23 protein-coding genes and 1 pseudogene are annotated in these 24516 nt (G+C 62.4%); 18 read left to right on the top strand and 6 right to left on the bottom strand.

What is annotated here, in order from left to right; genetic code table 11:
• Positions 1 to 86: 86 nt before the first annotated feature.
• On the bottom strand, positions 87 to 1064 hold the full coding sequence (rocF, locus tag IVA93_RS11675; protein ID WP_247361407.1) for an arginase: 978 nt from the start codon (positions 1062 to 1064) through the stop codon (positions 87 to 89).
• A 243-nt stretch (positions 1065 to 1307) separates the two neighbouring features.
• Here rocF and IVA93_RS11670 point away from each other — a divergent pair, with 243 nt between their 5' ends.
• From IVA93_RS11670 to IVA93_RS11645, 6 genes are all read left to right on the top strand, one after another.
• A complete protein-coding gene (locus IVA93_RS11670; RefSeq protein WP_247789794.1) occupies positions 1308 to 1592 on the top strand; it encodes a hypothetical protein in 285 nt (94 codons plus the stop codon).
• A gap of 256 nt (positions 1593 to 1848) precedes the next feature.
• Positions 1849 to 2034 (top strand): hypothetical protein, encoded by a 186-nt coding sequence (locus IVA93_RS11665; RefSeq protein ID WP_247789793.1) that lies wholly within the window; start codon positions 1849 to 1851, stop codon positions 2032 to 2034.
• A 455-nt stretch (positions 2035 to 2489) separates the two neighbouring features.
• The gene (locus tag IVA93_RS11660; RefSeq protein WP_247361406.1) at positions 2490 to 3473 is read left to right on the top strand and encodes a DUF3618 domain-containing protein; all 984 of its coding nucleotides are present in this window, start codon (positions 2490 to 2492) and stop codon (positions 3471 to 3473) included.
• 92 nt (positions 3474 to 3565) lie between these two features.
• On the top strand, positions 3566 to 4165 hold the full coding sequence (locus IVA93_RS11655) for a hypothetical protein (RefSeq protein WP_247296978.1): 600 nt from the start codon (positions 3566 to 3568) through the stop codon (positions 4163 to 4165).
• Complete coding sequence (locus IVA93_RS11650) at positions 4162 to 4578, top strand: phage holin family protein (protein WP_018454880.1); 417 nt, start codon at positions 4162 to 4164, stop codon at positions 4576 to 4578. The genes IVA93_RS11655 and IVA93_RS11650 overlap by 4 nt, the downstream gene beginning before the upstream one ends.
• Positions 4575 to 5318: a hypothetical protein gene (locus IVA93_RS11645; protein ID WP_247372835.1), complete on the top strand. Its 744-nt coding sequence runs from the start codon at positions 4575 to 4577 to the stop codon at positions 5316 to 5318. The genes IVA93_RS11650 and IVA93_RS11645 overlap by 4 nt, the downstream gene beginning before the upstream one ends.
• Positions 5319 to 5515: 197 nt before the next feature.
• Here IVA93_RS11645 and IVA93_RS11640 read toward each other — a convergent pair whose 3' ends face one another.
• Both IVA93_RS11640 and IVA93_RS11635 read right to left on the bottom strand, forming a co-directional pair.
• Positions 5516 to 8254, bottom strand: a complete 2739-nt coding sequence (locus tag IVA93_RS11640; protein WP_247789792.1) for an EAL domain-containing protein — start codon at positions 8252 to 8254, stop codon at positions 5516 to 5518.
• 59 nt (positions 8255 to 8313) lie between these two features.
• Positions 8314 to 9600 (bottom strand): FecR family protein, encoded by a 1287-nt coding sequence (locus IVA93_RS11635; protein WP_247789791.1) that lies wholly within the window; start codon positions 9598 to 9600, stop codon positions 8314 to 8316.
• A 130-nt stretch (positions 9601 to 9730) separates the two neighbouring features.
• Here IVA93_RS11635 and IVA93_RS11630 point away from each other — a divergent pair, with 130 nt between their 5' ends.
• The 4 genes and pseudogenes from IVA93_RS11630 (at position 9731) to IVA93_RS11615 (ending at position 13823) form a co-directional block, all read left to right on the top strand.
• The gene (locus IVA93_RS11630; protein WP_247789790.1) at positions 9731 to 11527 is read left to right on the top strand and encodes a ShlB/FhaC/HecB family hemolysin secretion/activation protein; all 1797 of its coding nucleotides are present in this window, start codon (positions 9731 to 9733) and stop codon (positions 11525 to 11527) included.
• 157 nt (positions 11528 to 11684) lie between these two features.
• Positions 11685 to 12515 (top strand): alpha/beta hydrolase, encoded by an 831-nt coding sequence (locus IVA93_RS11625; protein ID WP_247789789.1) that lies wholly within the window; start codon positions 11685 to 11687, stop codon positions 12513 to 12515.
• 538 nt (positions 12516 to 13053) lie between these two features.
• The gene (locus IVA93_RS11620; protein WP_346771683.1) at positions 13054 to 13509 is read left to right on the top strand and encodes a diguanylate cyclase domain-containing protein; all 456 of its coding nucleotides are present in this window, start codon (positions 13054 to 13056) and stop codon (positions 13507 to 13509) included.
• Positions 13509 to 13823 (top strand): annotated as a pseudogene (locus tag IVA93_RS11615) (PilZ domain-containing protein). Before IVA93_RS11620 ends, IVA93_RS11615 begins: the two are co-directional and overlap by 1 nt.
• On the opposite strand, the gene IVA93_RS11610 reads toward IVA93_RS11615, so the two are convergent.
• Positions 13715 to 14125 (bottom strand): hypothetical protein, encoded by a 411-nt coding sequence (locus IVA93_RS11610; RefSeq protein WP_247789949.1) that lies wholly within the window; start codon positions 14123 to 14125, stop codon positions 13715 to 13717. The pseudogene IVA93_RS11615 and the gene IVA93_RS11610 sit on opposite strands and share 109 nt — an antisense overlap.
• A 303-nt stretch (positions 14126 to 14428) precedes the next feature.
• Here IVA93_RS11610 and IVA93_RS11605 point away from each other — a divergent pair, with 303 nt between their 5' ends.
• Entirely contained in the window at positions 14429 to 14629 is a 201-nt protein-coding gene (locus tag IVA93_RS11605) for a hypothetical protein (protein WP_247372824.1), read from the top strand.
• 96 nt (positions 14630 to 14725) lie between these two features.
• Here IVA93_RS11605 and IVA93_RS11600 read toward each other — a convergent pair whose 3' ends face one another.
• Positions 14726 to 14971: a PilZ domain-containing protein gene (locus IVA93_RS11600; protein WP_247789788.1), complete on the bottom strand. Its 246-nt coding sequence runs from the start codon at positions 14969 to 14971 to the stop codon at positions 14726 to 14728.
• Positions 14972 to 15194: 223 nt separating this feature from the next.
• Here IVA93_RS11600 and IVA93_RS11595 point away from each other — a divergent pair, with 223 nt between their 5' ends.
• The gene (locus IVA93_RS11595) at positions 15195 to 17105 is read left to right on the top strand and encodes a sensor domain-containing diguanylate cyclase (protein WP_247789787.1); all 1911 of its coding nucleotides are present in this window, start codon (positions 15195 to 15197) and stop codon (positions 17103 to 17105) included.
• A gap of 702 nt (positions 17106 to 17807) precedes the next feature.
• On the opposite strand, the gene IVA93_RS11590 is transcribed toward IVA93_RS11595, so the two are convergent.
• Complete coding sequence (locus IVA93_RS11590) at positions 17808 to 17960, bottom strand: hypothetical protein (RefSeq protein WP_247488378.1); 153 nt, start codon at positions 17958 to 17960, stop codon at positions 17808 to 17810.
• Positions 17961 to 18425: 465 nt separating this feature from the next.
• On the opposite strand from IVA93_RS11590, the gene IVA93_RS11585 reads away from it, so the two are divergent.
• The 6 genes from IVA93_RS11585 (at position 18426) to IVA93_RS11560 (ending at position 24505) form a co-directional block, all read left to right on the top strand.
• Entirely contained in the window at positions 18426 to 18929 is a 504-nt protein-coding gene (locus IVA93_RS11585; protein ID WP_247789786.1) for a YciE/YciF ferroxidase family protein, read from the top strand.
• Positions 18930 to 18985: 56 nt separating this feature from the next.
• On the top strand, positions 18986 to 19243 hold the full coding sequence (locus IVA93_RS11580) for a hypothetical protein (RefSeq protein ID WP_247488376.1): 258 nt from the start codon (positions 18986 to 18988) through the stop codon (positions 19241 to 19243).
• Positions 19244 to 19442: 199 nt separating this feature from the next.
• Positions 19443 to 20396: a DUF72 domain-containing protein gene (locus tag IVA93_RS11575; RefSeq protein ID WP_247372813.1), complete on the top strand. Its 954-nt coding sequence runs from the start codon at positions 19443 to 19445 to the stop codon at positions 20394 to 20396.
• Between the two features lie 67 nt (positions 20397 to 20463).
• The gene (locus IVA93_RS11570) at positions 20464 to 20706 is read left to right on the top strand and encodes a hypothetical protein (protein WP_247789785.1); all 243 of its coding nucleotides are present in this window, start codon (positions 20464 to 20466) and stop codon (positions 20704 to 20706) included.
• A gap of 1553 nt (positions 20707 to 22259) precedes the next feature.
• Positions 22260 to 23942 carry a DNA polymerase/3'-5' exonuclease PolX gene (locus IVA93_RS11565; RefSeq protein WP_247789784.1) on the top strand — a complete coding sequence of 561 codons (1683 nt, stop codon included), beginning with the start codon at positions 22260 to 22262 and terminating at the stop codon, positions 23940 to 23942.
• Entirely contained in the window at positions 23942 to 24505 is a 564-nt protein-coding gene (locus IVA93_RS11560) for an MOSC domain-containing protein (RefSeq protein WP_247372805.1), read from the top strand. Before IVA93_RS11565 ends, IVA93_RS11560 begins: the two co-directional genes overlap by 1 nt.
• Positions 24506 to 24516 lie beyond the last annotated feature (11 nt).

Genomic DNA, 24516 nt, shown 5'->3' with positions numbered 1-24516 from the left:
AAACAGGCGATTTCCATCTGGACTGATCTAAATCCGGTGGCGGCGACGGCAGTTCTCTTCTTCGCAATGCACAAACGGCTCGTCCATCACTCGCCGGGCGCGATCGCATTGCTCGGTGTCGGCCGGTCGGCGATCTGCTGGCCGAACAGGCTGCCGATCAGTTCGACCGCCGTGCGCGCGGTGCGGCCACGCTCGTCGAGGAACGGATTGAGCTCGACGATGTCGACTGATCCGACCACGCCGGAATCGTGCAGGAGCTCCATGATCAGATGCGCCTCGCGATATGTCGCTCCGCCCGGCACCGTCGTGCCCACGCCGGGTGCGACGCAGGGGTCGAGAAAATCGACATCGAAGCTGACATGTAGTACGCCGTTGCTGGCCCTGACGCGCTCGATGACGCGGCGGATCAGCACGGCGACGCCGAACTCGTCGATCTGGCGCATGTCGACAACCCTGATCCGGCGCGTGCGCATCAACTCCTTTTCGAGCTTGTCGATTGAGCGCGCGCCGAACAGGTCGAGCCTGTCGGGATCGATCGAGGCGCGCGGATCATCGCCGAGCAATCCGTCGAGGCCGGGTTCGCCGCACAGGAATGCCGCCGACATGCCGTGCATGTTGGCGGTGATCGTCGTCTCCGGCGTGTTGTAGTCGGCATGTGCATCGAGCCAGAGCACGAACAGCTCGCGTCCGCGCTCCTGCCAGTGACGGGCCATGGCATTCACCGATCCCATCGACAACGTGTGATCGCCGCCGAGAAAAATCGGCAGCGCGCCGGTTTTCGCGATCTCGTAGCCTCTGCGGCTCAGCACGCGTGTCCAGCGCTGGATTTCGCGGTAGTGATTGGCTTTGTCGGGGGGCCTGTCTGCGAGGTCCCGGAGCTCGGCCACCGAGAGATCGCCGTAATCGACGACCTCGAAATCCAGGCTCTCGAGCAATGTCGCAAGGCCGGCGGTGCGGAGCGCCGCAGGGCCCATCAGGGTACCGCGCTGCGAAGCCCCCATGTCGATGGGAGCGCCGAGCAAGGCGATGCGCCGGGCTCGATCCGTCGTGGTCCGGTCGGTCACAGCTGTCTCCTGAGATCAGCAAGATTGAGCCAGCCTAACAGAGATTCGCATCCGTCGTTTCACGGGGGCGGTCCGCGCGGGGGGCGCATCGTCTCGGAACAAAAGCCCGCGCGCCGAATTGCTCATGCAAGGCCGGTACCCGCCGTAAAACCACGGCGCCTGTCGCGGATAGCCAAAGGTCATCTGACCCGCTGTTCAAAACGAGCGCTCGCGCGGATAGCCAAAGGTATCGGCCTCCGTCACATGATCAGCCTGGAGGTCGCGCGCTTGAGCACGGAGATCCCGCAGTCCACTTCCCATCCGGGCATGGCCGAGCGCGCCATTGATGCCGCGACGGACGTATCCCGCACCATTGGTGAAGTCGCAGGTGGCCTGCATGCGGCCATCGACCGCATGACCTCTGCAATCGACGACGCACGGAAGCCTGGAAAACCCCTCGCGACCGTCGCCGCAATCACGCGCGAAGCACCGCTTGCCAGCCTGTTCGTTGCTTTCCTGTTCGGCGTCGCCGTGGCACGTCGGCGCTAGAAGGACATCAAACTTGCGCCACTTCGGCTTGGCGCCTGAGAGCTTCCGCGCAACGTCTTTAGCGTTGGGAGGCAAATAGCGCTTCTAGGAGTGCCCTTGGCGTACTTTCGGAAAAATACCCAGCAGGCGTGTCCCCGTCGGTCGCCGTAGAACAGGGCGACCTGCAGATCATCATCGCAATGAGAGCCGGACCTCCCCTCACTAAACCCATCCTAATTGACGCGCGATAAGCAGCGGCATTTTGGAGTGCCGCAGAATGATTGATCCGCACCAGGTGAATACGATTATCTCCACGACCATTTGCGCATTTTTTGCACATCACCCAGACGCAAAAATTGGAATTGAAGAAGCCAAGCTGCTCGCGAAGCAAATTGCGGATGCTCTCAACGAGGCGGGACTGCAGATTTCTGCCCCCGATCCGGCGAGTCCAGAAGCTGACTAGATGCCGCTGGGCGATCGTCCAGAGCTCATGTGCGCCACTCTTCCTGACCGGAGATCGGCTGTCGTTCAGCTGGTTCGTTCCTGGCGCTCAGCCAGTTGGGTCCTCAATCACAGCTCCGACTCTTTCGATCCTCTTCGGCACCAGAATTGAGCTGCTTATGACAAGAAGGGCTTGCAGTAGCGGTGCACACCACGGACGAAGGTCGACGCCCGGGCCGCACGTGGGGTAGACCATAAGGCCACCTGCGCCCGTTGGCTGATATCTACTCCTATCGCAGCTGCCGCTAATGGCTCCTGAGTTGTATTGCGGTCTCGACTTTGACGAAGATCAGGTCGCGCTCTCGCCCATCCCAGGTGCGCTCTGTGGATCGAATCCACTGCGAAGCGGCTCATAGGAACAATTCAAAAAACCGTGAGTTTGAATACAAGAAATCCGAAAAGCGAGAGAGGGATGTGATGACGCGGTCCGTGGAAGAATTGAGGCGTGAGTCCGAGCGAAGTCGGGCTGAGTTGGCCGCTACGGTCGATCGGCTGAAAGAGCAGGTCTCGGAGACGGCCGAGGACATCCGCCATAAGGTGTCGCCGCAGCACATCAAGTCGGAAGTATCCGACTATGTCACCCACACGACAAAGAGCTGGGTGGACGGACTGAAACAGCAAGTTATGGACAACCCGATGCGGAGCGTGGCCGCCGGGACCGCCGTGGTGGTTCCACTCCTACGCTTGGCGCGTGGTGTCCCCTTGCCGCTTTTGATGATCGGTGCCGGCTTGGCGCTCACCTCGAAAACCGTGCGAGACCGCGCCGCCGAGGTTTCCGGCCCTGCGATGGACAAGGCGAACGAGGTTTTCGAGGACATGGCGGATCGAGCGCGCGCCATGCAAGGCGATCTCAGGGATCAACTATCTTCCGCCCGCAATCAGGCCGCGAGCATGGCCGACGAGGCGCAAGATTCGACTGCCGGTCTCGCGGCGGATTTACGCGCACGGGCCTCCCAGGCCGCCGAGACGATTGGCGAAAAGCTCAAGAGCGGGGTGGATGCGGCGAAGGACAGTGCCTCCGCAGCTAAGGACGCTGCCGGAAGGGCGCCCGAACAAGCTCGCGCGATCATTAGCGATAATGCCGCGCTAATCGCCGGTCTTGGGGTGGCGATCGGAGCCATTATCGCAGCCGCTCTTCCGGAAACCAAGGTTGAAGCCAAGGCCATGAGCCAGGCGAGCGACGGCGTGAAGCGGGCCGCCGCCGAGGCCGCTCAGTCCGGATTTGACGCCGCCAAAGATGCCGCAATGTCGGCAGCCGACGCGGCAACAAGCAGAGTCGCCGAGGCCGGCCTCGGTGAGCATGCCAGCCGCATGACTCAGAACCTCGCTGACTCGCTCAAGACAGCCGCCGACGACGTCGTCGGAGCCGCTTTCAATCCCTCCCGCAATTCCAATACCTGAAGGAACACACCATGAGCGATCTAGACCTGAGCAGAGGCACGAATTCAAATGAAGATCGGAACGCGGGTTCTCCGAAGAACCTGAAGGACCAAATGGCGGAGGCTGGAGCGACTGTGAAGCAGCGGGCCGACGAGGCCTTCCGGGCAACCGCTGACATCGCCCAGGACAAGTTCAAGGAAGCCGGGGATGCGGCCAAGGACCTCGCTTCGGGGACCATGGACCAGATTCGCGGCCAGGCACGCGAGCAGCAGCGGACTGGAGCCGAGTTCATTGAGCGACTTGCCGGCAATGTTCGGGAAGCGGCTCGCGCCTTCGAGAGCGATGTGCCTTTTGCCGCCCGCGGCATCAACTCCGCCGCGGACTATGTTGAAGATACCGCCGAGAAGATCCGCAACGGCAGCTTCCGCGATCTCCTCGATGGCGCAACCGATTTCGCAAAGCGTCAGCCTGCCGCTTTCCTTGGCGTTTCGGTGCTCGCCGGTTTCGCCGCCGTCCGTTTCCTGAAGGCCTCCGGCGGTGACTCGCCTTCATCGCGACCTGGGATGAGTAGTGGAACGTCGTCGACGCAGGGCGACACGTGGCGCGGAAGCACGTCTTCCACGGGAGCCGGGCAGGCTTCCATGCAGGGCTCATCGGTATCCGGCAACAATCCGCAGCGAACGACGTCCTTCAAAGGCGGCAGCGTATCATGACCATTCAGCACGATATCAAGACAAGCCAGAACGATCTTCGGACCATCTCCACGCTTGTAGCGGACGCGATGGGGCAGTTCGCCAAGCTGTTCCAGAACGAAATCGACTTGGCCAAGGCTGAACTCAGCGACAGAGTGCAGAAGATAACGGGAGCAGCAGGCTTCATTGCCGGTGGCGCCCTTCTGGTGACCCCCGCCATTGTGATGGCGCTGTTCGCATTGTCGGCGGCGTTGATCTCCGCGGGATGGTCGCAACCGCTTTCCTACCTGACATCCGCGATCCTCGCTGGCGCCATTGCGGGCGTGCTGTTTGCGGTCGGCATCAATCGGATGGACGCCCGTAATCTTGCGCCGCGGGAGACCATCCGGCAGCTGGAAAAGGACAAGGACACCGTGAAGGGAATGGTCCGATGAGGAGCACGCAAACCGGCTTTTTCGACAATCTGGTCGCAGCGGCCAAGGAAAATCCCCTTGCCGCCGTTCTAATTGGAGGCGGCGCGCTGTGGCTTATGGCTGGTGACGACAGGATCAAGGGCGCAGCTCGGTCGACGGCGGCCGCCGCGTCCGGTGTGGTCGATGGCGGGGTGAGCACGATGCGGACTGCGGCATCGGCGATCCAGCGCACTGCGGCGCCGCCCACGGCGCCCGAAATGGATCACATAGGGTCCCTCGATGGCGAAGACACGTTGCAGTCAGCCAAGGACGCTGCATCCGGCGTTCTGTCAGGAACCGCGGACAAGATGAGGGCTCAGTTCGAGGACGGCCTAGAGATGGCGCGGGACGGCTTCGCTAAAGTGCGCGACCAGATTCCGGGCGGCGAAGCCGTCTCAAAAGCAAAGTCGTCATTGTCTGATGTGCTCGAAAAGCAACCGCTGGTGCTTGGCGTCGTCGGCTTGGCCATTGGCGCCGCAGTCGCAGGGGCATTTAGAACCACCGACATTGAGAATGAGTATGTCGGAGAGACCAGCGATGCTGTGAAGGCCGACCTGAACAGCCGTGTTGGTGCCGTCTCGCAGGCGTTGCGCGAAAACTCCGACACGCTGTTAGCAGAGGTCTCCGATACCGGCGGCGAGGCTCTGGATCGAATCAGGCAGACCGGGATGGATGCAGTCGAAGCAGCCCGTGAAAGGGCCAAGTCGCCTAATGTGCTGTGACCACTGAAGAGTCGTCGCGACGTCCGCGGCGACTCTTCCGAATTATTCCGCGTACAACATCAGCGCATCATCTAGGGGCCCAGCTCGCGCTCCCGATTCGTGATCAGCGCTCCTCGTAGCAGTAGATCTGCTTCGCATCGCTCAGAAGTGGCTGTTGAAAGCGACCTTATGGGATCTTGATCGCGAAGCTCAAGTGTTCAGGCGGCACTGACGGCGGCGCACTCGGCTGCGAAGAATTGCCGCTCGAATGCTTCCGCCGGCATCGGACGGCCGAAGAAATAGCCCTGGCCTTCCTCGCATCCCATGCTCACCAGGAAATCGGCCGTCGCGCGGTTCTCGATGCCTTCGGCCACGACCGTGAGACCGAGCTGTTTGCTGAGACCGATGGTCGACCCGACGATCGCGGCATCGTCGGAATCCGCGAGCAGACCGAGCACGAACGAGCGGTCGATTTTGAGCCCGTCGAGCGGAAACTTCTTCAAATAGCTCAGGCTCGCATACCCGGTACCGAAATCGTCGAACAGGACGCGGACGCCGAGCTGCTGGATGCGTTTGAACATGTCGAGCACGCGGGCTTCGTCATGAAGCAGGATGTCCTCGGTGACCTCGAGCTCCAGCAGCGACGGCGTGAGCCCCGTCGCTTCGAGCATCCCCGCAACCGAATGCGCCAAATCGCCGGAGTGCAACTGCGAGGGCGACAAATTGATCGCGACGCGCACGCTGTCGCCGGACAATTCCCAGGCGCGTGCCTGCCGGCAGGCGGTCTCCATCACCCAGTTGCCGATCCGCTCGGACAGGGCCGAGCTATTGACCACGGGCATGAACTCTCCGGGCGAAACGTAGCCGCGCACGGGATGCCGCCAACGGATCAGCGCTTCGGCCCCGACCAGGCTGGCGTCGATCAGGCGAACCTGGGGCTGATAGAACAGCTCGAACTCGCCGCGATCGGCGGCAAGTGCCAATTCGCTTTCCAGCGTCAGCCGGTTCTCCAGCTCCTCCCGGATCGCGCTCTCGAAGATCACATGGCCGCCGCGCCGCGTCAGCTTTGCCTTGCTCAGAGCGAGATGGGCATTGCTCAGGAGATCGTCGGCGTTGTGGCCACCTTCCGGATGGATGGCGACGCCGATGCTGAGCCTGACGCGGTGCTGCCGCGTGCCGGTCGCAAGCGGCGCTTCGAAGGCGCGCGCCATGCGCTCGGCGTACTCCGCGATCGGCTCGTCGCCATCGGCGCCTTTGCGCGCAATGGCGAATTCGTCTCCGCCAAGCCGGGCAACGACAGCGCCGCACGCCTCGGCTCTCAGGCGACCAGCGACCGCCTGCAGCACGAGATCTCCGGCGGAATGACCGAGCATGTCGTTGATGCTCTGGAAGCCGTCGAGCCCGATCACGAGCAGCGCGACCTCGCAAGGGCGCTGCCCCGCATCCGCGATCATGCCGACCAGTCCTGCATGCAGCGTGTTGCGGTTGGCAAGACCGGTCAGCGCGTCGTACTCGGCGAGATATCTGACGCGTTCGGCCTCACGCTTGCGGACCGAGATATCGCGCAGGATGGCTCCGTACTGGAAGCCGTCCGTTCCCTGCCAGCCCGAGAAGCTCGCCTCGACCGGGAAAGTTTCACCGTTCTTGCGCCGCCCTTCGAACTCGACGACGACCGCCCCGCCAGGGACCAGGAGTGCCTGGCGCGCGGCGTCGCGCATGGACGGCCTCGCGTCACCGTCCCCCGCCACGGCGCACAACGTTTCGAACGGGCGGCCGATGATCTCGGCGGGCAGATAGCCGAAGATCGCACTGGCGCCGGGATTCCACACGGTGATGAGCTGATCTTCGTCGGTGCAGATGAGGCCATCGCCGAGTGACATCGCGATACGATGAAAGCGGCTTTCGGCGATGCGCCCCAGGAGACCTCGGAAATCGATTTCGTCGAGTGCAATTGCCGTCAGATAGGCGACAATCGCGATGTGGAACAGCGATGTGTCGATGATGAAGGGGCATCTTGCCTGCACGAGGACCGCCACCAGCTCGAAAACCGCCCCGACCGAGATCAGGATTGCGGCGCGAATTCCCGGTCCCAAGCGGCGCCACGAATACACCATCAGCAGGCAGATCCCAGCGAGACCCAGGATCATGCCGGTATCAGAGGTCCAGCGCAGCATCCGGTTCTGGAGGATCGATTCCGCTGCCAGCGCCTGGAGGATGGGTCCGGAGATAATGCGGCCATTCGGAACGCTGAAGCGGTCGCCGAGTTCGAGCGCCGTCGCTCCAATGATGATCTTCTTGTCTCTCAGCTTGTCGAGAGTGGCGGTTTCGCCGCGGAGCACGTCGACGTAGGAGACACTCGGAACCGAGCCCGCCCGAATGCTGAAATCGATCAGGAAAGGCGGGCGCCGATTGGCGTCCTGCCCGGCCAGCACGACGGCCATCGACGGCATCACGGCCTCGCCGAGCTTCTCGCCGAACGGATAGCGGCGAACGAGCCCGTCGGATTCGATCGCGACATTGACCAGCGCCGGCCACGACTGGTTGCCGAACGGCTTCAGGGGGCGATTGATGTGAGCTGCGCCGCCATTCGGCGCGGGCTGCTTGAAGGACGGCAGGATGGTCGAGCCCCCGGCCTCACGCAGCGCTTTGACGAAAGCCTCGTCGGAGGCCGGATCGGATGGCGAGCTGAAATCGACGTCGAAAGCGACGTCCTGCGCCCCCGCGGCCTCTAACCTGTGCAACAGTTCCGCGTGCAGCCGGCGCGGCCAGGGCCACACCCCGATCTGATCGATCGAGGGCGCGTCGATGGCCACCACGACGACATTGCCGGTCGCGGCACGCGATTGCCAGGCGAACCGCAGGTCGGTCAGCGCGTTGCGAAGCGCACCATGCCACCCCGTGGACAGCACGATCGCCAGCGCTGTCACGACAAGAATATGCGGCCGAAAGCGTCCCACCCGATCCTCCTGCGCACCCGCTTCCGCAGGTGCGCCCCCTCATCCCCTAAGACATCGCCTCAGTGCTTGTTGTGGCCAAGGGCATTGCCGTGACCATTGCTGCCGTTGCCGTTGCCGTTGCCGTTGCCGTTGTTACCCCGGCCGTTACCGGTGGCGCCGTTGTTGCCGTTACCATTGCCGGAATTCCCACTGCCGGAATTGCCGTTACCGGATTTGCCCTTGTCCGGTTTGGTCTTGCCACCGGAGTCTCCGTTGCCGCCGCCAGAGCCGTCGCTGGATGCACCGGCCGTGGTGGCGGCTATTGTCGTGCTCGCAGCCGACGAACTGGTGCCAGCCGTCACGCCGCTGCTCGTGGTCACCGCAGTCTGGGCGGTGCCGTTGGATGCCGTTGTGCCCGCTTTCGAGTCGCCCCAGACCGTCTCGGTGCTGGCGTAAGAGTTGCGCGCCTGTCCGGGGGCACCGCCGCCGTGGGCGAGCCCGTGCGTGACCTTGTGGACGTTCAGCTTGACCTCGCCCAGCGAACTCGAGATGCGCACGACGCCGGGCTTTGCAGCATCAGCCTTGGCAGCACCGCCCTTGGGCGCGTGAGCTCCGGCCGCCTGTTGCGATGGCTTGGGCGCGGCGGCCGCCTTGGCGCCCTTGTCGATCGGACCGAGCGCATGGATCGCATGGCCGTTCGCGGCGTTGCGCGGGGCCGACAGGCCCGATTTCGGCACGGGGACGCGCTCGATGCTCGAGGCGCGCGGCTTGCCGTGCTCGATCGGATTGAAGGTCCCGGAGCCGCTGAGAGAAAGGCCGGGCTTGCCATGCTCGAAGACGGTGGCGGCCTGCCCCGGCAGGACCTGGGCGATCTGTCCCGTCTTGAAGTCGGAGACCTCGACCTGGCCGCGGAGCACGCCGACTTTGGTGCTGCCCGCATTCACGGTAACGCTGAACTGCGTTCCCTTGACGACAGCGGCGAGATAGGGCGTCTCGACCTCGAAATGCTTGACGTTGCGCTTCTCGACCTCGAGCAGGATCGAACCTGCCTGCTGGATGATGGTGGTCGAAAGGCCTTCCTTGCTCTCGGTCGGTAAACCCACCACCGAGTTGGGAGAGATCAGGATCGTTTCCTCGCCGCGGACGAGCAGCACGCGGCCATTTCGTCCGGTGCGAATGGTATCGCCGGGCTTGAGTGCCTCCTGTTGGTTCAGCGAAACCTGCTGCGCGCCGCTGGTGGCGACCCAGACCTCGCCGCTGGCCTTGCCGACCGACCAGACGCCATCGTCCGCGGCGGATGCGACGGAGGCCGTTCCCAGGATCAGCGCAGCCGCCAAGGCGCACCGCATTCCAATTTTGCTCAGCATGACGATCCTCAGTCCCCGTTACAGCCGGCCTTGAGGGGTATCCGAAATCACTCAACATAGGATTAGCAGGAAGCGGCCACCGGAGCGGTCGCGTTAACCATTCGTTGACCATAAAAAACTATGAAAAATCATGTGGCTAACGAACCCTTACCGCTTCACGGGCGCATCTCCGTCAAACTACGGGGACAAGCGAGTCGCGCGCGTTGGGAAGCGGCATCTCGTTACCACAGCGGTGCTGTTGGCGCCGATGTTCGCGGGAGTTCCTCAGGCTTTCGCGCAGCAGGCGAACCAGCCAGGGTTCGATCCGCGCCAACCTCAGAAATATTTTGAAAACCAAACCGAGCGGGAATCGCTGAACCGTCCGCCAGTCAGGCTCCCGACAGTCGACCAGCCCAACACCGGCGGCGATACCAAGCCTCAGTTCGTGCTGCGCGGCATCGAGGTCAGCGGAGCCCGGGCCATTTCCCGCGATCGCATCGCCGCGGTCTACCAGCCCTATGTCGGCAAGAAGGTTTCGCAGGCGGATCTCGCCGCGATCGCCGGCGCGATCAGTGATCTCTACCGCGCCGATGGTTTTCACTTGAGCCGTGCGATCGTGCCGCCGCAGGACATTGCCGACGGCCTGCTCCGGATCCAGGTGATCGAAGGCGCCATCGTGCAGGCAGAGCTGAAAGGCGACGGCGCCGAGCAGTTCGGCGTTAGACCGATGCTTGGGCCGGTTCTGGCCGAGCAACCGTCGCGCCTAGCAACGCTGGAACGCCAGCTCTTTCTCATTGGCGGCAGACCTGGCGTCCGGATCACCGATACCGCACTGGAGGAGATCGGCGGTGCAACCGGCCGCTTCCGCCTCATCGTCTATTTGAAGACATGGCACGTCTTCTCCTCATTCGGTCTGGACAATCTCGGCTCATCATCAGTCGGTCCGTGGCAGACCTACGCGACCGGCGCGTTCAATTCCTATCTCACGCCCGGCGACACGCTGGGGGTCAACCTGTCGACCATCGCCAATGACCCCCGCCAGCTCGGCTTCGCACGGCTGTCCTACGATGCACCGGTCGGTGTCGACGGCGTGCGTCTCGGCGGGTCCGTGCTGTATAGCGCGGTTAGGCCGGGCGATGCCCGCCGCCTCGACAGCGACATCACCACGACCGAGGCGTTCGAGCTGCGTGCCAGCATCGTCCCATTGCAGTCGCAATCCTCCTCGCTGACCCTGACCGCGGCGACGACCTTCAGCAACGTGTCCGAGCATGACCTTTACGGCCCCTGGTACAACGACCACATCAGGACCGCGAGCCTGACCGCCGACTACCGGCTCCAGGATCATTTCGGCGGCACCAATTTCGCGACGCTGACCTACCGCCAGGGGCTCGACATCTTCGGTGCCTCGCATTTCGACGACGACCTGTTGTCGCGCGACGGCGCGTCATCGAACTTCTCCGTGCTGAACCTCTGGTTCACGCGCTACCAGACGCTCAACGACGTCTGGTCGCTCAAGCTCTCCGCTGCGAGCCAGACGGCGTCACGGCCGCTGTTCACCTCGCAGCAATTCTATCTCGGCGGCGCCGCCTTCGGGCGCGGCTATGGCGCAGCCGAGATCAGCGGTGACAACGGTCTTGCCGGCTCGCTCGAACTGCGCTTCGACCAGAAGCTCAATTTCCACTACTGGACCGGCTATCAGCTCTACGCGTTCGGTGACGCCGGTGCAGTCTGGAACTACGGTTACCGCCTGAGCGAGGGCCTGTCGCTGACCTCGGCCGGAGCTGGCGTGCGGTTCTTCCTGCCGGACGATTTCCAGGCTGATCTCGGCGTGGCCCTCCCCCTGAGCTACCGGGCGCCCGACAACGAGCGCCGCAGCCCGCGCTTTCTGTTTACTCTGTCAAGCGCGCTGCGGCTCTGCTCCGAACGCGGCAAGGGCGGTTGTCTGTAAACCCCTTGTCCTTCGCGCTGTAGCCCGCGACATGCGGCCCCTTTTTGGGCCCAGGCCCACAGCCTTGCCTAAATTTAATCCCGTAACCTGCTCACGATCGCTCGATCCGGGAGTTCCCAATGGCCATGTTCAGTCAAAAGTGATTTGAGACGGAACCATGAAAAGGGTGTTTGCAGTTCTGGCGTTTTTCTGCGTCCTCGGCGTCGGCCAGTATTTCGTGGTCAGCCGGTTCGCGATCCGCCATGAGGTGTTGACCCTGTTCGACGCCGCCCGCCAGCGGCCGATTGCGGTCGAAATCGCTGTACGGCGCGATTACGAGACCAAGGCCAATCTCGGCCTCTGGAAGCTCCCGCTCGCCATCATCAGCAACGGCAATACCGTCAAGGCCACTGAATATTCCTTCCTAGCCAACGTGCTCGCCGCACGCGGTTATCTCGTCGCCAGCATCCAGCAGGATCTGCCGAGCGATCCGCCGCTGATGACCAAGGCCGGTCAGCAATATGTCGGCCGGCGCGATGTCTATATCCGCTGCGAGGCCAACATCCTCTTCACCTTGGGCGAGTTGAAGCGGCGGCAGGAGAACGCCGACTACGACCACGTCACGCTCGTCGGCCATTCCAACGGTGGCGACGTTTCGATGTATGTCGCCCATCAGCACCCGGAGCTGGTGTCGAAAGTGATCACGCTCGACAATCTGCGGGTGCCTTTCGTGCTTAGCGACAACATGAAGATCCTGTCGTTCCGCTCGAAGGATCCGCGTTTTGTAACCGATCCCGGCGTGCTGCCGACGCCGGAAGAGGCCAAGGCGCGCGGCATTGACATTATCCACACTGGCGCACAGCATACCGAGATGAGCGATCGCGGTCCCGATGCGGTCAAGGAGAAGATCCAGGCGACACTCGACCGCTTCCTGCGCGACAGCGCCAGCAGCGCGCTCGCCCCGGCCGATACACGAAGCCCGATGATCATGAACCCCGGCGACTATTAGTCCGGCCCCTTTGCGGCAGATCAAGGCTGCCGCGAGCCGACCACGATAGAAAGGGCCTCGCCATCTCGGAGAGGCACGTGTCGCACTCCATCGAAAGCCTTGATACAAAAAGACTCTATACGACAAGCTTTGGCCTGCCCGCGGCAAGGACGCCGAGATTCGCCCGGCATCTCTATCGTTCGGCTCGCAAGCTGCTGCGGTCGATCATCGCCCGCATCGACCTCTCGCAGTTTCCGGGTTCGTGTTGCGGATGAGGACGGCGTCGCGAGCCAACAACACGCAGGGCTTCCCTATGCACCGGCATTTAAGACGAATTTACCTGCTGGTTGCAGTGCCCTCAAGCGCGGGCACGTCGTCCGCTCCTGCCTAGCGTAATTTTGAAATGGAGGAAGTACTCTTGTCCCGTCCGCTTCTGGCGCGCTGTCATCGGCCAACCTCAGATTGGCGCAGCTCGCGACCACAGATGGTCTGACGAGGCTCGCGAACCGGCGAGCTTCGATGCCTTCCTGCGGGAGGCCTATGTCAAGCACGCCATTCTATCGGTGCTGCTGATCGACATCGACCAGTTCAAGGGCGCCTGGGCCACCAGGCCAGGGACGGTTGCCTCCAGCGCATTGCCGAGGTGATCGGAAGCGCCACCGCAAACACGGGAGGATTGTCGGCGCGGTATGGCGGCGAGGAGTTCGCGGTGATCCTGCCCGGCGTGAACGAAGAAAGGGCGGTGAAGGTGGCCGACGCGATTCGGATGCTGGTCGCTCGTTTGCAGATCCACCATCCGCGCTCGCCACGAAAGTACGTGACGATAAGCCTGGGCGTTGCCGAAAAGGGCGACGCCACCACGGATGAGTTGACGCTCACCCGTGACACTGACATCGCCTTGTACCACGCAAAGGTACAGGGCCGGGACTGCTCGGTCGCAGACTCGTCGCTGGTATCCTCGCGCCTGGAAATGCCGTCGCTGGTGCCCTCACTGCCTGATCTGGAGGGCGCGTGATGAGAGCACCGGACAAGCGAGGGACACGGCGAGTTGAGTTCGAGCGGGCCATTCCGGCGAGCATGATGGCGATCGACGGAACGCGGCAGCGCGCTTGCACTTTGAAAGACGTATCTGACGTCGGAGCCAAGCTTTCATTGAGGGCTCCGTGGAGGGGCTGCTTTTGAAGGAGTTTTTCCTGGTGCTCTCGTCCACCGGGCATTGCTTATCGCCGATGCGAACTGGCGTGGGTAAACGGCGGCGAAGTCGGCGTGACCTTCATCAGACAGGACCACAAAAGACCGATGAAAGCCCAACCTACTGGCACCCGCTGACCAAACCTGGATGGCGAAGAAAGCTTGGTCGCTTCACATAAAGCCCGGGGCAGGTACTGGGCCCAACTGCCGAAATCGCGGGATGACATCAGCAGCATCGGAAACTTAAGCCGCATGCCGTGCTCGAAGGCCATCGTCAGGCCGGCTTCGCTGGCGCCCGGCAGAAATGCCGATACTTGCGGTCCGCCACTCTCGACGGCCAGGCGGAGCGCTGTCGTGAGGGCGGTGGCAGCGGCGCTGAACTGCAGGACCGCGACTGGTCCGATATGGCCGACGGTGTCGACGCAACGTAGCCGGCCCAATCATCCCCGTCGTACAGGCTGAAGCCTCGCGTCCGGCTGTGTTGATAAGATAGCGATGGTGCTGCTTGCGGGATACTCCAGGCATCCGCTCATCCCCCTTCCAGAGCTACGTCGGGCACAATCTTCATCGGCCTACCGCACGCCGGGCACGCCTTCCGGACGGAATAGGGCACTGCCATTGGATTTCCCTACCGCCCAATCGTAATCTCGCTCTCGACATCTACGCAACTGCATCCATCAGGCTTGACGTGGGTCCCGCAAGCCATTGAAATCGGGCTTTCGGTGATGTTGCGGGGGTGCGTCATGGAAGAGTTTTACAGGGGCTTCGCGCAACGGGCGCGCGATCTGGCGGAGAATGCCGATCCTTTCACTAAGCGGCGGCTGCTTGACCTAGCCCAGCGGTACGATCTCAAGAGCCGACCAGGCGCCGCGAGCGGGTGGTCCCTTCCGCCGCAGCGCGCCACGCCACCGACGGTGCTGTTCTCCGGCGCTGGCGAAGCCTGAAACGCTGGCAATCCCCGTCAATCGGCCTGCGCTCCGCGTCGTACTGCCGAGTTGATTCTTGGACGGTTTTCGGGCCAGGGCTCAGGCGTCGAAGCGCTAACTCGCCTCGAACCGAACGCCGATGCGCATCTCCTTCCACCACACGATGCGGCAGGGCAGCTTGCTTCGATCCGCGTCCACGATAAGCGTGAACCGGTCCGGAATCCCGACGGGTGATATCACGTCGAGCGAGGCGCCCGTCTCCGACAGATTGCGGATGGTGCAATCGATCGCGCCCCCGCCGAACGAGATCGAAGCCGCTTTCAGGATTCGCCGCCGCTGTGCCGCCCGATGTTCTTGCATAGGTACCTGCGGGACTGCCGAGACCCGCGTTAACGCGCGAGCTGGCTGGTTCGGGGCTCTCCCTCGGCGAGCTTGCGCGGACCCTGGTTAATGTGTCGTTCCGTCGCTTCGCTGATTTTCCACAACGTAGTGATGGATTGTTTACTATCGAGCGGTGGCGCCCGGGAAGCGCCATCCGCCATTAAGACCTGCGTGCGAGCATGCTCGGAACGGAGCAGCCCGGATGCCGCATAGCCGCCGCGAACTCGGCAAAGCTCTAGTCCCATTGCGGGTCGCAGGATTCGTGGCGTTGGCTTGCCTCGCCATCCTGGCGCTCAGCGGATGGCGCGAGTGGGAGTCCCGAGAGGTCGATCTTCGAAACGCGGAAGTCGACATGGCCAACCTCGCCAGGTCGCTGACGCAGCACGCAGAGGACACATTCGATCTCGCGGACACTATCCTCACAGGAATGGTCGACCGCATGGAGATCGGCGGAACGACCCCGGCGGCCGTCGCCAAGATCCAGACTTTCCTGCAAGCCAGGAAGTACAATCGGCAACGTATCCGCGGCATCTTCGTCTACGACGAGACCGGCCGCTGGCTTGCCACGACTGAAGAAGTCGACCTCGCCGGCCTCGACAACAGCGACCGCGACTACTTCCGGCGTCATCGAGCTTCGAACGATCGCGGGACCCTGATCGGTCGTCCGGTTAAGAGCCGGTCCGGCGGCCAGTGGATCATCACGCTCTCCCGGCGGTTCAACCATCCGGACGGCAGTTTCGCCGGCGTAGTGCTGACGAGCATCGAGGTCGCCTACTTCACGCAGTTCTATCGGCGGTTCGACATCGGCCCCAATGGCGCGATATCGCTGTTGAATGCGGACGGCATCATGCTGGCGCGCAGTGGCGACGAGGATGGCGCTTATGTCGGGCGGGACATGTCCCAGTCCCAGCTCTTCCGAACTCTGCCCGGTCGGCCGGACGCCAGCGTCTACTACTTCAAATCTCCCCTCGACGGGCGACAGCGGTTGAGCTTCTACCAGTTGAGCAGCCGGTATCCGATCGTGATCCTGGCGACCAAGGATCAAGACGACGTGTTGGCACCATGGCGCCGGCAGGCCGTGGTCCGGATGGCGATCGTCACGAGCCTCACGCTGTCGATCGGCCTGATCGGTCTCTATCTGGTGCGCTACCTCTCTCAGCGGCAACGGATGGCGGCGGCCCTGGTCGCCAAGGAGGCCGATTTCCGCCTGCTGGCGGAGGAATGCAGCGATGTCGTCATGCGCATCGGACTGGACGCGCGAATTCTTTACGCGTCACCATCATGCGCTCGCATCTTCGGTTGGGACCCCGCCAAGCTGCTCGGAACGCCGGCGCTTGCCGGAATCAACTCGGAGGACCGACCGCGGGTGCAGCATGCGATCGATGCTCTGAAGAGCGGCGAGGCCGAAGAGGCGCGGATCGTCTACCGGACGAGACATCGCGAGAAGGCCGAGATCTGGGTCGAGACGGCACTCCGCGTCACCCGATCGTCGATCAGCAACGAGATCGACGGCGTGGTGGCGATCTCGCGGGATATGACTGAGCAGAAGGACCTGCAGGACAAGCTCGCGTCTCTTGCCACCTTGGATGGCTTGACTGGCATCGCTAATCGCCGCCACTTCGACGAGCGCCTTGAGGAGGAATGGGCCCGGGCCAAGCGCGACGGCACGTCGCTCTCGCTGTTGCTGATCGACGTCGACCACTTCAAGAAGTTCAACGATCAATACGGGCATCCGGCCGGCGACGCCTGCCTGCGGGCGCTCGCCCGTATCTTGGCGGCGCAGGCTCGCCGGCCGGGCGATCTGGCCGCGCGGTACGGCGGCGAGGAGTTCGCGCTCTTGCTGCCGAATACGGGGGCGGAAGGCTGCGTCGAGGTCGGCGAGCGCGTGCGCGAGGCACTGCGCGAGTTGAGCATGCTGCACGCGCTCAATCCGCCGTCAAGGCTGGTCACCGTCAGCCTTGGTGGGGCCACCAACGTTCCGGCCCAGGCCATGGTATCCGACTCGCTTGTGGCGGCAGCCGACCGGGCGCTCTACGCGGCCAAGGAGAGCGGACGCGATCGGCTCGTCATGTCGGGGCAGGTGGTCGCGTGGCCGGGCGCAAAGACAGCATGAGCCGCCTGGAAGAGGCAGACTAGGTGTCTGACCGGCTTCGGCCGAAGCGATGCTGGCTCCTGCTGTCTTCAACATGCCGGTGGGAGTCGCTGGCGACCCCCAGTATCTTTTGGAAGAGCGCCCGGTTGGCCCGGTATTTAGCCGCAGACCGCTTGCTTTCCGAGCCCTGCATGAGCAGGCGACCGTCGGACGTAACAAAACCACGTCCACCTTCGGCCGCGCCTTCTCAGGTGGGCCTCGAAAACAGGAAGGTGCTCGGGCATCGCCACCGCCAATCGGTCAGAGGGACTTCCACTGTCGTTTGTCTTGGCGTCTCGCCGCAGGTTCAAGCATATGTTGTGCCGCTTGCAAGCATATCGGATGGGAACCTCAACTTGGTGGGAGTAGCGTTCGGCCTGTGGAGCACGTATCGTAAGGCGATAGCGGTCGCGCGATACTTGGGACCGCAGCCGACTTTAAGCCATTTCGTCGACCCAAGCTTTTGCGGATGCGCATGCCTCCGCGTCTCCTACTTTGAGCTCGTTGTCGCGGCGGTCGTACATCAGCAGCGTGTCGAGCTTGGCGTGCCGTGCTTGCTTCTGGACCAACAACGGATCAACGCGATTGCGAAGCGGCGCGCATCGAATGTGTGCGGCGAACGCCGCCTGTTCAGGCCATCAGTCGCGATCGCCCGCCTTAGGATCCGAAGCCAACAGAGCGATGTCAGGTCTTGAAGAAGACCATCCAGACACCGTCTGGTGTAACAATCGCGAGCACCGTGCTTATGCCGACCAGCAGAAGCACACTTGGACCAGGCTCAGCCTGCCGAGCTTCGGTCGGAGTCTCCACGGTTCTTCCGTTTTCGGATTTTGGCATGAAATCTCCTTGTGCGCCTCAACCAATAGGGTCAGGGGGCATTGGTTCCCCTGGGGGAAGGCTCACAATATGGGCCGTTCTATCCGGCCGACGAGAAACACTTCGCTGCGGTGACCGACCACCCCAATCCAGCAGCGATCTCAATCCATGGTCCCGAAACTTTGAAAGCGACAATGCCGGCCTAGCTCCAACGGCGTCGCAGAAGAAGATCGCGAAGCCCCGTGACGCCAATGGAAGACGCCGTCGGCTGCCGCGCGTGCTTCCGAATATTGTCAAGCGCAACCGCGGCACCCCCAAAAAGCCGGGCCAGGGCCCGAGCATGTGGACGCACTATTACGAGCACTGACATTGAGAGACATCCACCGGATTTTATCGCGCCGATGAAGTCATCTCCCGCGATCGTTCGCCGGGAACCCCCGGACAGCCCCGCGTGTTTCCTGTCCGGAAACCACTCCGGAGGATGCCATGGGCTTTTTCACTAAAGACATCAAAACACTCAACGACCTCTTCGTGCATACGCTGCAGGATATCTATTACGCAGAGCAGCAGATCGCGAAGAACTTGCCGGACATGATCGAGAAGGCGACCGATTCAGGCCTCAGGAACGGCTTTCAGATGCATCTCTCCGAGACCAAGGGCCAAATCGCGCGGCTGGAAAAGGTGTTCGAGATGCACCGCGTCGAGGCCAAGGGGGTCGACTGCCCTGCCATCGATGGCATCCTAAAGGAAGCGAGTGAAGTCGCAGGCGACATCGACGACAAACAAGTTCTCGATGCAGCCCTGATCGCGGCGGCGCAGGCCGTCGAGCACTATGAAATCACGCGCTACGGCACTCTGATCGCCTGGGCCAAAATGCTGGGCCGCGACGATTGCGCAGCGGTCCTGCAGCAGAACCTCGACGAGGAGAAAGCGACGGATCAGAAGCTTAACACTATGGCACTGCGCAGCGTGAACCAGAAAGCAGCGTGAGCCGTTAGCAAGCGAGGCCGCCCGCATGCGGGCGGCTAGCCATTTAGCAGGAAAAGATGGACCCCGAAATTCTCAGAGCGGCAGCTGCGGCCATCACGATAATTGCGGCCACGATGGTCGCGGCTAATTTGAACGCGCGGATTACCGTGTGGGGCTTCGCCATCTTTACTGTGGCTTCCATTGCCTGGATTGCTGACGGCGTGCTTGAAGGCAAAACCTCGCTTGGCGTCCAGAACGTCGTGCTTCTCCTGATCAACGTTTTGGGCGTGTGGCGCTGGCTGCCGCGCGCTGGCAAGGAAGCCGGCGCGATCTAAACCTGCGACGCTTTCAATCGGCAGGCTTGTTTTGTGTCGGCGGTCGCAGCGGGCAAGCGGCGCTTCCCCTGCTTCCGTCAAGGCGCCGATCGTTCTGCAGTTCTCGAAGCTGAAATGGAGCATGAGGAAAGGGCCGAGCTCTCGCGAAGGATCTGGAGTCGTGCAGCGCCGCTTGGAAGCCAAGGAGGAGGACTGACCGATGCCGCGTCCGGCTGCAGCTCCCGTGATCAAAGAATTGACGCCCGAGGAAAGACGCGAACGGCGTCAGCTTCGGCGCGAGAAACAGCGCGAAAGCAATATCGCTCGCGCAGCGAAGATGCACCGAAGCCGGCTCAAAATGGAGAGCGAGGGACTGAAGTCCGCGCCGGCTTTGAAGAAGACCGTCTTCGTAGGGTGTTCCGGCTGGCGTTACTGGAAGTGGCGGGACTCATTTTATGCGGAAGTGCCACAGCCGGACTGGTTCGTGCATTACGCATCTGCCTTCGACACGGTCGAGATCAACGCTTCCTTTTATTCATGGCCGACCGTCGCGAATGTTCAGGCGTGGCGCCGTCAGCCGGGCGGCAAGGATATCGTCTACACAGTCAAGGTCTGCGAGCTCATCACACACGTCAAAAAATTCAAAGGTACAAAAACGCTGATCCGGGATTTCGGCATCATCGCGGATATTCTCGGCGAGCGGATGGGCTGCTTTCTTTTCCAGCTGCCGCCGAGCTTCCGCTATACCAAAGCCCGGTTGAATTCGATCGTCAGCCAGCTCGATCCGGCCCGCCGCAATGCGGTTGAGTTCCGTCACAAGAGCTGGTGGAACGAAGATGTCTACGGTGCCTTCCGCAAAGCGGGGATCATCTTCTGCTCTTGCAGCGGTCCGCGTCTCCCTGACGAGCTCGTCCAGACGGCTGACGAGGTCTATGTCCGCCTCCATGGACCTGAGCGCTGGTACCGGCACAATTACTCAGACGAGGAGCTTTTGAAGTGGGCCAGCAGGATCAAATCGAGCGCCGCAAAGAGAGCGTGGATTTATTTCAACAACGACTACGACGCCCATGCGCCGCGAAACGCAAGAACGCTGCACCGCATGCTCTCTTCTTCCCACCCCCAAGCGGCAGACCGCCCTTTCCACCTAGGAACCTGCGGCGCCAAGGACGCTTAACCTGGGCGTTCCGCGAAGATGCCCTCCGCGAACGCCTCGGTCGCGCAAGGGTTCAAGCGGAGTTCGCATGTTTTTCTGGTATTCAGCGCTGATACTCATGGCCGATGCTCTCCAGGTGATGGATATGCGGCTTCGCCAGCTTGCGGCGGGTAATGGCACCTCCGATGAAACGTTTCTTATGGTGACGGAGAAGCTCGAGGCTGCTGCAGAGGCTCGCACCATTTTCATCCGCGGTGGCGATTGCAGTCACGTCCTTGATCACTACCGCAAAGTGGTTGCCGCGAATATTGAGAGATTATCGGCGAGGTAACAAACCGGGTGGGGTCTTACTTCTCGCCGGCGCTTTTCCGGCTCATGACAGTAGTGGGAGACCAAACCCGTCTGTTCTTGGGTTCTCAAAGAAACGCGTGACCTACAATTGATGATTTCTCAACGAGGTCGCGGCGGTGCCTGTACCAAATACCAGGTGACCCGAATGGTCTCTTCTTACGCTCGCGACTAGCGCTACTCGGTTCCAACGGAGCGTACGATATTCTTGCCCGCTCGACCGGCAGCCCTTCCTGCTTTTAGAGGCCGTGGTGAGCTGCGACGGCCTGTTCGGAATGCTAATCGTATCTATCAAAAATACCTCGGGGTTGCGCTTGGGATCTGCGCGTGTTTGTCCAGCGGGACGGGATCAAACTTCTCGGTCATTCTATTCTTATCTTATTCTGGGGGTAAAGATTGAGAGCGTTCCATTGCTGCGCTCTGTTCCTCCCATCGCCGCGCCCTACCTCAAGGTTCTGTATCCATCACCTTTGTCGCCGTTGATTTAGCAATTCTTGCATATCTTTTTGACGGTCTGGTCGACTTTGCTGTTCTCCTGATCGATCTTGGCGTCACTATCGTGTTGATCAGTGGTCGTCGGCCGACCGATGCCGCCCGCGGCGGCTCCCTGTGTGTTAGTCGCAGGCGTTCCCGATGAAGTTGCGGTTCCCGCAGCGTTGGTGCCGGGGCTTGCCGGGTTCGTGCTATTTCCGTTGACCGCCCCCTGATCGCGCCCGGATTGAGGGCCGGGTGTACCATTGGCGATACCGGTTATCGCATTCGTGGTGCCCGTCGTTGGATTTGTATTTGCATTTGGGGCGGTAGCCGATGGGCTTACAGTCCCGCCCGAGTTCGCAGCGCCCGCTGCTCCTGTAGCGGACGGAGATGCCGCAGTCGAACCACCTGCACCTGCAGAGGACGACGCACCGCCAGCGCTTCCACCGGCAGACCCGCCGCCACCGCCACCGCCGCCACCGCCACCCCCCCCACCTTGAGCAAAGGCTGCGCAGGGGATGACGAGAGCTAACGCAAGTGCAATGCCGGAGTGTTTCATGGCGCGGCTCCTTTCGCGACCAAGCCACGCGGCTGCGTTTCGTTCCTAGGCGTTGTTGAAGCCGTTTCCGCTGCCCGAGATCCAGTACGGGCCAAGTCGGTCGTGCAAAGGTGCAGCATCAGTTCTACAAAAGGGATAGGCCTACACTTTTGGGGGCGCGCCCCAGGGGGTGAAGGCCGGCGACCGAACTATAGGCGAGACCAGGCGTTATCGACATCATGTCAGACGCTTTCGATTACTTCCGGGCTTATGCTGTCCGCGCTCCGTGTAAGGCTCGATCCATTCCGCACGGCAGGATGAGGCATCTGCAGCTGCCGGGCGGGCGGATGTTTAATCTCCTCAAGAAAGAAGCCGCTTACGGCCCGAATGCACAGCACCTTGAGGACTTCCGGGCAGCCCAGAAGCTTGAGAGGTCTCTCGACTGTCCTCCCGGGGAAGGCTCGAGCGCTGGAAACCGTTCTGGTCCGCCGAGGTTTCAGGACGCGCGACGGGAGGCTTGTTGAGTGCCTTCTCTCAATGCCCGCGGTGTAGCAAGCCTCCTGCGAGAATACGCGCAGCGCACGGCACTGCGTGGCGGCAACCCCTACCGGACAAAAGCCTATTCCCGGGCCGCTGACAGCCTGGCAGCTCTTGCCGTCCCACTCGATGTACTTGTCGCCGAAGACCGGCTCACCGAGATCCCCGGCGTCGGCGATGCGATAGCGGACATCATCACCAAGCTCCACAAGACCGGCACTCATCCGAGTCTCGAAACGCTGCGCAAGGAGATTCCGGAGGGCGTGCTCGAGATGCTGTCGGTGCCCGGCCTCAGCCCCGAGAAGGTGCTGCGTCTATACAAGGATCTCGGCATCACGTCCCTTGCGGAATTGGAGGCGGCGGCGAAGGACGACCGCATCAAGAAGGCGAAAGGACTCGGCGCGGCACTGCAGACCAAGATTCTGCAGAACCTGGCCATCGCGAAAGGCGGAGAAGGTCGCCTCCATCTGCACCGTACGGCCGCCCTGCTCTCGCACGCTAAGGATTCGCTTCGGAAGGCCTGGCCGGAGCTCAAGCGGGTGACGATTGCAGGCGACTTCCGCCGCGGCTGCGAACTCGTCGGCGATCTCACGATCGTTGCGGAGGCTGCTAAAATCGAGAAGGCGCCGAATGCTTCGGCGGCGGACGGACTGCAAATCCGCTTGTCCGACCGCAAGCACTTCGGTGCCGCCCTTCTTTTCGCCACCGGCTCTGCCGCTCACCTTGAGCAGCTCCAGGCTTTGGCCGCGGAGAAAGGAATACGGCTGGAGAACGACGGGTTGCACAAGGATCGCACCCTGATCGCCGGCGACGAGGCCGAGATCTATAGCGCCCTCGACCTGCCGTTCATCGATCCTGAACTGCGGGAGGGGCGCGGAGAGGTCGAGGCGGCTCTGAAAGGCAAGCTCCCGAAGCTCGTCACCGACCAGGACCTGCGCGGCATCCTTCACTGCCACACCGATGCCTCCGACGGCACCGAGACCCTGGAGACCATGGCCAAGGCCACGCGCCAGCGAGGCTTCGAGTATTTCGGCGTGGCTGACCATTCCAAGTCCGCCCACTATGCCGGCGGTCTCTCCGTTGAGGAGATCGCGCAGCAGCACCGCGAAGCGGATCGACTGAACAAGCGCTTCGGCAAGGACTTCCGGATCCTCAAAGGCATCGAGTCCGACATCCTGGCGGACGGGTCGCTCGACTATGACGACGACGTGCTGGAGCGCTTCGATTTCGTGGTCGCGAGCATCCATGGTCGCTTCAAACTGGACCGGAAGGCGCAGACGCAGCGCCTGCTTCGGGCTATTTCCAACCCCTACACCACCATCATCGGTCATATGACCGGGCGGCAGCTCCAGCGGCGGCCCGGCTACGACATCGACGTCGAGAAGGTGCTGCGCGCCTGCGCCAAGCATGACGTCGTTGTCGAGATCAATGCTCATCCATGGCGGCTCGATCTGGACTGGCGCTGGCACCAGGCCGCCCTCGAGTTCGGCTGCATGCTGAGCATCAATCCGGACGCGCACTCGATCCCCGAACTCGACCACATGCACTGGGGCGTCCTGATGGCCCGAAAGGGCGGCGTCCCTGCCGACCGGGTCCTGAACGCGATGAAGCTTCCCGAGATCACGCGCTACTTCCGCCAGAAGCGGCGCTCGCTCGCCCGCGCCGCCTGATGCCGGAGGCGCACGATCTCTCGCTCGAGGGAAAGGTGACGGCGGTCGCCGCCGACCCTGGGCACCACTTCAGCAAACCAGTCCAGGACCATATCGTTCTGGTGGAGGGCCACGGCGTCCAAGGCGACGCCCACGCCGGCCCTTTCGTCCGGCACCGCTATCTCGCCCGCCGCCGACCTCGCCTGCCCAATCTCCGGCAGGTCCACCTGATCCCGGCCGAGCTTTTTGCATTCCTCTCGGAAGCCGGCTTCGAGGTGTCAGCAGGGGATATGGGTGAGAATATCACAACGACTGGCCTGGACCTGGAGCGGATGCCGCTCGGCACCTTCATCGAGTTGGGCCCCTCGGCCATCGTCGAGCTGACCGGTCTCCGGACGCCCTGTCTCCTTATCGACCGCTTTCGGGCCGGCCTGAAGCGACAGGTGCTCTCGTCGGCGGAAACGGGCCCTCCGTTCAAATCCGGGGTGCTCGGCGTGGTACGGGCCGGCGGGATGGTCGCGGCCGGTGATACCGCCCGGGCTCGCGTCCCGTCTTCCCCCTTTCGGCCACTGCCGGCCGTGTAGAAAGACCCTAT

It is taken from the genome of Bradyrhizobium sp. 155, from assembly GCF_023101105.1.
GTDB classification, from domain to species: Bacteria; Pseudomonadota; Alphaproteobacteria; order Rhizobiales; family Xanthobacteraceae; genus Bradyrhizobium; species Bradyrhizobium canariense_D.
The sequence above is the reverse complement of the archived record's forward strand: the minus strand, read 5'-3'. Positions and strand labels throughout refer to the sequence as shown.